Below are 7287 nucleotides of genomic sequence, written 5' to 3'. Positions count from 1 at the left end.
GGTCGCCATACGTTCGGCCAGGATTGCCTGGTCGCGCGACGGTTGGTCGAATCAGGCGTTCCCTACGTCGTGATCAACTATCCCGGCGGCTGGGATACCCACAAGAATCACTTTGCGACGATGCGCCGACAATGCCCGGAATTGGATCAAGGCCTGGCCATGTTGCTGCAGGATTTGGAGGATCGCGGATTACTCGACAGCACCGTTGTCTGGTGCTGTGGCGAGTTCGGTCGCGGCCCGAAGGTGGATTGGCAGCCGCCATGGAACGGTGGGCGCAACCACTACGGCAAAGTCTTTAGTGCATTGCTGGCCGGCGGCGGATTCCGTGGCGGGCATGTCGTCGGATCGTCCGATGAGAAAGCCGAACAGGTCAAAGATCGCCCCGTGTACCCGGCGGATTTGCTGGGCAGCATTTATCAGCTGGCCGGTATCGACGCGAGTGCCAACTTGCCGCATCCACTCGGCCTGGAAGCCCACGTGCTGCCTACCGCGTCCGAAGGCGCGCCGTCGGCCGGACGGTTGTCTGAAATCATGTAAACAAAACGTGGGATAGGCGTCCAGCCTGTCAACGCGGGAAAGAGGCTTTAACTGAACAAGGAGCTCACCATGGACAAGTCGACTTGGATCCCGATCGTGGGACTGACCCTGGTTCTGGTCGCGGGTCCCTGGGCACCGGCTCCCTCGGCAACGGCCCAGCGGGCATCGGGCCAATCGGCACCGTACATCGGATTCGTCTATCCCGCCGGCGGTCAACAGGGCACCACGGTCGAAGTCAGACTGGGCGGGCAACGGATTGACGGCGCGCACGCCGCGCTGGTCAGTGGTGACGGCGTGTCTGCCGAAGTCAGCCAGTTTTATCGCAAGCTGAGCAACCAGGAAGTGACGTTGCTCAGGGAGCAGCTCAGGGAGCTGCGGGGCGAAGTCGCTCAGCAGAAGAAAGCCAAACAGGCCGTGGATGAAGCGACCGAGCAGTTCATCGTCAGGCTTGAAAAGCGTATCGGCGAATGGGTCAACCGGCCGGCCTGTGAAGCTGTTTCCAGCATCGCGCTGGTCAAGGTAACGATCGACCGTGACGCCGAACCCGGGGCCAGAGAAATCCGCTTGATCGGCGCGCGCGGGATGACCAATCCGATGGTCTTTCACGTCGGGCAATTGCCCGAGTCTTCTCGCAAACCCATGCTGACGAGCCCGTTTCAGGTGCTCGGCAAAGAAGCGCTCGCGCAACGAAAGCGACCGGCGGAGGAGATCGAGTCAAGGATCGAATTGCCCTGCACCGTCAATGGCCAGATCGCATCGGGTGAAGTCAACCGCTATCGCTTTGAGGCCCGTGCCGGTCAACGACTTGTGATTTCCACCAAAGCGCGGGAATTGGTTCCCTTCATCGCCGATGCCGTCCCCGGCTGGTTTCAGCCCGTGATGGCACTCTATGACTCTGAAGGACGAGAGCTGGCGTTCAACGACGACTATCGCTTCAAGCCTGATCCGACGCTGTTTCTGGACGTTCCCCGCGACGGTGAGTACGTGTTGACGATCACCGACGCCTTGTACCGTGGTCGCGAAGATTTCGTCTATCGCATCTCGATCGGCCAGTTGCCCTTTGTCACGAGCGTCTTTCCGCTCGGAAGCCGTGCCGGTCAAGCACCGGACGTCGAACTCTTCGGGCGGAATCTGGAGCAGGCGCAACTCTCCCTGCCTTCACCCGATGCCGCCCCGGGAATATACCAAGCCGTTGCCGATGTCGACGGTCTTGCCAGCAACACCTTTCCCCTGGCTGTCGACGCACTTCCGGAAGGTTTGGATCGCGAACCCAACAATCGCCCGGCCGATGCCCAACCGGTGAAGCTTCCGATCATCATCAACGGGCGTATCGATCGACCGGATGATTGGGACGTTTTCAAGATCACCGCCAACGCCGGCGACAGAATTGTGGCGGAGGTCCATGCCCGCAGACTCGATTCGCCGTTGGATTCGATGTTGAAAGTCACCGATTCGAGCGGCAAGCCGCTGGCCCATAACGACGATCACATCGACCCGGCAGCCGGCTTGAACACACACCACGCCGATTCCTATGTGGCGATCACGTTGCCCGAGGATGGAGATTATTTCGTGCATTTGGGGGACACGACGCGTGACGGCGGACCGGAACATGGCTATCGCCTTCGCCTCAGCCGTCCACGCCCCGACTTTGCCCTCCGCGTGGTCCCGTCGAGTCTTAATCTGCGCGGAAAATCGGCCGCCGCAGTTACCGTTTACGCGATCCGCCGGGATGGATTCGAAGGTCCGATCAACTTGAATGTCGAAGACTTGCCAGACGGCTTCACCGCGGCACCGGTAACGCTGAAGGCCCATCAGAACGAAGCCAAACTCTTTGTCAGGAGCCATCGGAACAACATGGATCAACCGGTCGACCTGACGATCGTCGGCCGCGCGAAGATGCTTCACCGTACGGTCACCCATCCGGCGGTCCCGGCGGAGGATCGTATGCAGGCGTTCCTGTGGCGTCACCTCGTTCCCGCCCAAGATTTGAAGGCCCTGGTGATCAACGCCGCCGCGGGGCGTCCGCCCACACGTGTCCGCCCGCCCAAGCTGGAACCGAAGGATCTGCCGACAGGTCCGCCGCAGTTCTCCAAGAACCAAGTGGCGGGGCGATTGAGGCAGCTCAATCTGCTGTTCGACGAGTGGCTGTTGACCGACGACTTCTACCGTCGCAAGGTCGCTCAGTGCGAGGTCTACGGGTCGGCAGAACCGGTGGTGGCGAAGAAAAAATAGCAGGGCTCCATGGCGACCTCGCAGTGCTCCATGCCGACCTCGTCATTGGGCATTTGTCGCACTGCTGAAATGGCCACCGGCGAACGCGTTCATGATCCTATTTTGGCGTTGGCCAGTTTTCCGGACGCTGCTTCGTCGCGCTCAAGTTGACATCTCATCGGGATCAAGCCCCGATTGAGCCCCGATCAAGCCCCGATTGAGCAGCGGGATTCGCTGTGACGGAGGGGCGGATGTCGGAAGTGTAAAATTTACAGCCGATTGAAAAATGGGGAGGCCTCGCGGGCGGTTCCGGTTTCGTTCGACGGGCTGGGCCCTATCGAGAATCCGGTTTTTTCCTGCCACGCGCGGCGTCCCGCATTTCCACCACTGATCCTATCGGCGGTAACTTACGGTGCGTTCGGCAAAACGCGGGCAACTCGAAACATCGTTCATCGCCGTTGAAACGGCGCTACCTTCGCCAGCAGGTGGATCCCCAGCGTTTTCCACACTCTGGCGAACGTCGAAACGTCAAAGTGGCACTGTCCATCTCGATGCATGGCGGCCTTTGGCATGCCGGTTGCTTTCCTGGTTGCCGCTCGCCGTCGGACCGACCCACCGGGACGATCAACTCCAGCGGCCTTCGAAGAGTCAGGATGACCCGCAATCAGAATTCAGGAGGAATTCGACCATGTTTCAATCTCACCTTCTCCCCGGTGGTTCAATGGAAGTCGCACGATGTTCGGGCCAGCGATGTTCAGGCCAGCGATGTTCGGGCCGGCGATGTTCGGGGCACCGGATTGCAGTGGTGCACGCGTTCGGTCACGCCGCTCTCGCCTGTGTCCTGTTCGCCGTTTGTGCCTTACCGGTGTCGCCGGTTTCGGCCCAGCAAGCGGTTTCGGCCCAGCAGGTCCCGCCATTGGATCAACCCGGCCACCGCTTCGCGGTGATTGATGTCGGCCATGTGTTCAAAACTCTTCCGGCGATTCAGGCACAAATCAGCAAGGTCAAAGCCGAATTACAGAAACACGAGGCCGAGGTGAAACAGAAGAGGGATGCATTGAATCAGGCTGCCATCCGCCTGAAATCGATGACGCCTGGCACGGCGGAATACAACCGACAAGAAGAACTCGTGGCGAGTTTGGATTCGAAGCTGCGGTTGGACATGAGACGCCGCCACAACGAGATGAGTGAGGCCGAGGCGAAGATCTACTACGACAACTATCTGAGTCTGAGTGCGGCGGTGAAGGCCGTTGCCGTCCACAACAACATCAACGTGGTGTTGCGTATCAATGGTGAAGACGTCGATTCGCAGAAACGCGATTCGGTCACGCGTCACGTCATGAGGAACATCGTCTTTCACGATCCCGGCATCAATATCACCGACACCGTGATGCGGTATTTGGAACAACAGACGCAGACGTCGCAAGCAGCCACGGGATTCGGTTCTACCGGGGGGACGCAACGTTGAGGCTTTGGCGGTACGGTCAGACAGGCTGCGGTGGGGGCAAACGGATGGGGCTACCAGATGGATTGGGGGCAAGAAGGAGGAAGGGAAACGCGAAATCGCTGGTGACGCGGAAGCGTCAGACTTGATACATCTAGGGAGTCCGTTGCGCCACGTACGTTCCATTGCAAGCATTCGATTTGATATGAGTCTCCAATCCCCCCAACCGTCTGCCAAGTATTCGGACACACAAACGTTTGAAGCCGGGACCCTCCGCGTCGAGGAAGGGGTCACGTCTTCGGATCGCCAAACGCCCAAGCGGGCGTTTTTGAATGTGATTCGCAGCCGCGCCGACATCGGCGTCAACGCATTTCTGGAAGATCGAACCGTGATCGGCCGCAATCCGACGTGCACGTTTCCGTTACACGATCTGAAGGTGTCCGGACATCACGCGGCTATCACGCCCAGTGGCGACGGCGAGTTTGTTCTGGAAGACTTGAATTCCACCAATGGAACACGCGTCGACTCAACGCCGCTGATCGGTCGCAGGACGCTGCGGGATGGTGACAAAATCTTCGTCGGGGAAACGGTGATCCGTTTTTCACTGGCCGACGAGCTGGACATCGATTTTCACAGCGAAGTCGCAACCCTCGTCGGCAGGGATCCGCTGACCGATCTGCCCTCGAAACGACGCTTCGATGAGGCGTTGGAGTTTTCACTGCAGAGTTCGCAACGCCGTGACGTTCCGCTCGCCGTCTTGATGATGGACATGGATGGCGTCAAGCAGATCAACGACACCTATGGGCACCTTTACGGCGCACACGTCATCGGTGAAACCGGACGGCTGATTGCAAACGTGCTGGGATCTCGGGGACAAGCGTGCCGATTTGGCGGCGATGAATTCAGCGCCTTCCTGCCCGGTCATGACTTGGAGGCCGCTCTCGGCATCGGTGAACAGATTCGCGTTGCGGTCGCATCGGCGGGATTTGAGAAGAACGGGGTCGCGCTGCGGCCCACGATCAGCATTGGCGTGGCCTGTTTTCAAACGACCGCGACCGACACGCTGTCGCTGGTCACCGCCGCCGACGCGGCACTCTATCGAGCCAAAGCCCGGGGAAAGAACTGCGTGACCGCGTAAGACCGCTCGGGTCTGCTGCGAGAGTGGCTCAGGGAGATTCGTTCAGGGAGATTGCCGCGGATGCTCCGCAACTTTTGCACAGCAACTTTTTCGTCTGGCTGGGGTTTAGATTAATGCCCCGGGACGTCCTTGATCTTGCTTGGTAGCCCGACGTGTGAGCCAGGGAATGGACGAGTTTTCCTCGCTCACGCGTCGGTTTGCGAATTCTCCAAGCGATCTTCGTTCGTTCTCGCGGCACCCGCATCCGATAGCTCCCCGCACTTCGCTTTTCGCGGCACCACCATGACCGAACATGAAAAACCACTCGTGCAGGCGTCGTCGAACGGAACGACGCTCGTGCTCGAGATTCAAACCGATCAGATCCGCGATAGCGACACCGCCTCCGCAATCAGCCGCGAGATGATTGCGTTGGCGAAAGAAAATCAGGCGAACCGACTGGTGATTGACATGCACAGCGTTCGTTTCATGGGCAGCGTCGGCTTTCTCGCCTTGATGGGGTTGCGCCGACACCTCGACGAGCCCAGCATCATTTTGTGCGGCTTGAGCGAGCACCTGAAAGACATTCTCGAAGCCTGTAAGCTGATCTCAAGAGACCCCGATGAATCGGCGATGTTCACCATGGCAGACACGGTCGACGAAGCCAAGGAAGGGACTTGAACGACCACGTCCCAAACGCGCTTTGCGTGACGCTCTCTACATCACACGCCAAACCGAATCCCTGACCGCTCTTGGCGGGGGCGGCGGAAGTTGCTTCGGTAGAAGGATTGCACATCGGGCGTGCTGCTGACCTTGCCACCGTCGGCGGCCATTGGCGCCTGTGTTGACCACTGAGACGGCGAGAAACAGAATCGAGTTGACCGGATGGATCGCCCGTCCAGACTTTCGCGGGTCGTCAGCCGGAGCAAAACACTCGTGAATGACCTCGATTGGAGGAACCCTCGGCCTCTCCATCCCAGGGCAGTGAAAGACCAGTCCGGATGAACTTGTTGGCGGAAGGGTCCATTGAGGCAAGGCATCAACGGATCCTAAAACTAGATTTTAGTGTGAGCCGGCGCCGGCTGCCCCCGCCGGCAAGGCTATCCAGGGCGAATAGAACGTTCACCTGGACCCAATGGTCACGTCCACGCAAACGGCGACGGCGAATCCATCCACGTATTCACTTCAATCGAGTTCGGCGGCACCTCACCAGAGAGTAACTGAGACAGCTCTGTCTCATTGTGATAGCGTGCCGCTTCCCGCTCGATCAACTCTAGATCGGACGTCGACCAATCCGGATACTCGGTCAATCGCTGCGCCCGACACTCAAGCCGCAAATCAAGGACTTGCAGTGCCCGTTCGCTGGCCGCATCGGTCGCTTTGACGTGCTCAACGAATTCGACGAAACGATGGCTCAACAGATGGTTCTGCATGTTACAACTCCGTTGTTGTATAGAAGTAAGTTGATCAACACCCAAGATGATGCTTGATAACGTTTTAAAGCAGAGCAGACGCAGCGACCAGTTGAAGCATGTCTACCAGCCAATGCTTGCATCAGATGCATGAAGGTTGGTGAATCGACAAACGGGATTCGGTCACACAACACATGCGCTCGACGCGATCCATCAGGTCCGGTCGATGCCAACCTGTGCGGTTTCAGCTGACCTGAGCGAATCCAGACTGCTTCCACGACAGCACGCGGTCGGCCGCTTGCTGTCCGCTGCGAATGCAATGCGGAATGCCGACGCCGTGATAAGCGTTTCCGGCCAGTTCCAGACGCGGATGTTTCGCGGCAAGCCGTTCGATTCCTTGCACACGTTGCGCGTGCCCGAGCACGCATTGCGGCATCGCGCGATGCCAACGCTTGATTCGCGAAAACAACGGCGGCTTGCTGACTTGCCTCAACTGCCGAAGTTCGTTTCGCACGGTTTCAACAATCGTTTCGTCGGACCACTGCATCACTTCCTCACGGCAGGCTCCG

At 58.9% G+C, this 7287-nt stretch carries 7 protein-coding genes; 5 read left to right on the top strand and 2 right to left on the bottom strand.

Annotation, left to right across the window (positions count from 1 at the left end):
* The 5 genes from ABX749_RS15390 to ABX749_RS15370 form a co-directional block, all read left to right on the top strand.
* Positions 1-537 (top strand): DUF1501 domain-containing protein (locus tag ABX749_RS15390; protein WP_372896751.1); only part of this gene is annotated, 537 nt, incomplete at its 5' end.
* Positions 538-606: 69 nt separating this feature from the next.
* On the top strand, positions 607-2769 hold the full coding sequence (locus ABX749_RS15385; protein WP_372896750.1) for a PPC domain-containing protein: 2163 nt from the start codon (positions 607-609) through the stop codon (positions 2767-2769).
* A 784-nt stretch (positions 2770-3553) separates the two neighbouring features.
* The gene (locus tag ABX749_RS15380; RefSeq protein WP_372896749.1) at positions 3554-4216 is read left to right on the top strand and encodes an OmpH family outer membrane protein; all 663 of its coding nucleotides are present in this window, start codon (positions 3554-3556) and stop codon (positions 4214-4216) included.
* 181 nt (positions 4217-4397) lie between these two features.
* A complete protein-coding gene (locus ABX749_RS15375; RefSeq protein WP_145219165.1) occupies positions 4398-5330 on the top strand; it encodes a GGDEF domain-containing protein in 933 nt (310 codons plus the stop codon).
* A gap of 282 nt (positions 5331-5612) precedes the next feature.
* Positions 5613-5987, top strand: coding sequence for an STAS domain-containing protein (locus tag ABX749_RS15370; protein ID WP_372896748.1), 375 nt, complete (start codon positions 5613-5615; stop codon positions 5985-5987).
* Positions 5988-6445: 458 nt separating this feature from the next.
* On the opposite strand, the gene ABX749_RS15365 is transcribed toward ABX749_RS15370, so the two are convergent.
* Both ABX749_RS15365 and ABX749_RS15360 read right to left on the bottom strand, forming a co-directional pair.
* Positions 6446-6739 (bottom strand): hypothetical protein, encoded by a 294-nt coding sequence (locus ABX749_RS15365; protein WP_372896747.1) that lies wholly within the window; start codon positions 6737-6739, stop codon positions 6446-6448.
* A 223-nt stretch (positions 6740-6962) separates the two neighbouring features.
* A partial coding sequence (locus ABX749_RS15360; RefSeq protein WP_372896746.1) for an NAD(P)/FAD-dependent oxidoreductase occupies positions 6963-7287 on the bottom strand: 325 nt, incomplete at its 5' end.

Source organism: Stieleria sp. (assembly GCF_041595215.1).
In the GTDB taxonomy this organism is placed as follows: Bacteria; Planctomycetota; Planctomycetia; order Pirellulales; family Pirellulaceae; genus Stieleria; species Stieleria magnilauensis.
Note: the sequence above shows the minus strand (reverse complement) of the source record. Positions and strands in the feature narration are given on the sequence as shown.